The 1,978-nt window shown below is 52.4% G+C and carries 3 protein-coding genes; 2 read left to right on the forward strand and 1 reads right to left on the reverse strand.

Annotated elements, in window-relative coordinates:
• Positions 1 to 280, forward strand: a 280-nt coding sequence (locus ACSZPU_RS25375; protein WP_499004366.1) for a transketolase-like TK C-terminal-containing protein, incomplete at its 5' end; no start/stop codon positions are given.
• A 190-nt stretch (positions 281 to 470) separates the two neighbouring features.
• On the opposite strand, the gene ACSZPU_RS25380 is transcribed toward ACSZPU_RS25375, so the two are convergent.
• Positions 471 to 1,238 carry a DeoR/GlpR family DNA-binding transcription regulator gene (locus ACSZPU_RS25380; protein ID WP_499004369.1) on the reverse strand — a complete coding sequence of 256 codons (768 nt, stop codon included), beginning with the start codon at positions 1,236 to 1,238 and terminating at the stop codon, positions 471 to 473.
• Positions 1,239 to 1,368: 130 nt separating this feature from the next.
• On the opposite strand from ACSZPU_RS25380, the gene ACSZPU_RS25385 reads away from it, so the two are divergent.
• The gene (locus ACSZPU_RS25385; RefSeq protein ID WP_499004370.1) at positions 1,369 to 1,773 is read left to right on the forward strand and encodes a hypothetical protein; all 405 of its coding nucleotides are present in this window, start codon (positions 1,369 to 1,371) and stop codon (positions 1,771 to 1,773) included.
• The last annotated feature ends 205 nt before the right edge of the window (positions 1,774 to 1,978 follow it).

Raw genomic sequence — 1,978 nt, forward strand, 5'->3', positions numbered from 1 at the left:
GACTGCCGAAGGCGTGAAGGCGCGGGTGGTGTCCATGCCGTCCACCGACGCATTCGACAAGCAGGATGCGGCCTACCATGAAGCGGTGCTGCCGAAAGCGGTTTCTGCCCGTGTTGCGGTTGAAGCACTCATCGCCGACTACTGGTACAAATACGTTGGCCTGAACGGCGCGATTGTGGGCATGACCACCTTCGGTGAGTCAGCACCTGCTGAGCAGTTGTTCGAGATGTATGGTTTTACGGTGGATAACGTGGTGAAGGTGGCAAGATCGGTACTGTAGCAGTTGGTTGGCACGGTGCCTGGCTGTTCCCCCCTCACCCTAACCCTCTCCCTCCAGGGAGAGGGGACTAGTAAGTGCGGGCAGGTCTTTCTCCCTCTCCCTTAGGGAGAGAGCAGGGGGGAGGGGGAACAGCGCGCATTATTGCAATATCATGCTAACTGTTCCAAACCTTGCAACACCGAGCATCACCTTACTCTTCTGCCACTTCAATTCGCATATTGAGGTGGCGGAAGTTATCGATATTGGCATCGCTACTCACTACCACGATATCGATATCTTCACAGGCAACGACCTTGTAACGGGCAACCTGCGAGACCTTGTCGGCAGTCACTGCAGCCACCACTTCATTACTCTGGGCCAGAACTTCCTTTTTAAAACAAGCATCTTCGTAATAGACCGCGGTCATGCCCACCTGCGGGTCGAGGCCGCAAACACCGATAAACGTTTGATCAAAAATCATCCCACGGATTTGATTCACCGGCTCTGAACCCAGCGTACTGCCGGTATGGGAATAGATTTTTCCACCCAGCAAAATCAGCTCAATATTGCTACGCCCACTCAGCACTGACGCGATTTGTGGGGAGTTGGTGACAATGGTCAACGCCAGATCGGCGGGTAAGCATTCCACCATCGCAACATAGGTGGAGCCTGCGTCAATAAACACGCAGCTGTCCGGGCGGACAAGCTGGGCGCATTTTCTGGCTATGTGGGATTTTTCCGTCACATTCTGCGCCATACGGGTTTCGAAGCTGGCCGACTGCTTAAACTGGCTGACCGCGCCACCGTAGACTTTTTTGCACAATCCCTGTCTTGCCAGCTCCTGAAGATCCCGGCGGATCGTATGCTCAGAAACCCCCAGTTTGCGGGCGACATCGGCACCGATCACTCTGCCTGTTTCCGTCAGCATCTGGTAGATGAGAGACTGCCGTTGCTCAGGCAATGCATCATAATCAATCACAGTGAATCCTCAAATGAACATGATATTGCACAATCTAACATAATCTAGCATAGTGTCATTACCATTATGATACATGCTCAGTCTGGCGGTGCGTATTTTTCTTCCGTCGTGGGCATGGCGGGAGTAAGCGATGTATCAGGCAATCATTTATCAGGAGTTGGATCAAATCGTGGATGTGCTCGAGAAGTTGACGGTGGCCTGGTTTGCGGAACACAGGCACCTGGATCAACCGGATCTGTTCTATCGCTACATGAAGCAGTCGCAATCGGGTTGCTTTAAGTCGCACTACTCGCGGCTACTGGACTGTTCAATGGAGTGCCTGACCGGCGTTCTGCCGCAGTTGACCAATCGTCTGTCACCCCGCGTCTCCGATATTATCGCCGCGTCTCAAATGAAAACCCGGCGCATATTCAGCATGATGATTTACTGGCTGATTCAATATCATACGGGGCACGCCAAAGAGATGCCTGAACGTAGTGAAGTGCTGGATATCTTCTCGAGCATCCTCGAAAGCAAGGCGTTGAAGATGTGGTGAAAACGCGCGTTTCTGCTTCCCGCCGTGGCTTATCGTAATCCGTACTTGCCCGGCGGATAATAGGTACCTGATAGCACTGCACCTTGAGTCGTTACCAGAGCATATTCTGGTCGACAGCCCGTTATAGATACGCGAATTCAGATAATAAGTGCAACGCTCGGACATGATTGTGGAGAGTGTAGGAGGAAGGGTTAACTACCGATAA

The organism is Phytobacter sp. V69, from assembly GCF_965644215.1.
Taxonomy (GTDB): Bacteria; Pseudomonadota; Gammaproteobacteria; order Enterobacterales; family Enterobacteriaceae; genus Phytobacter.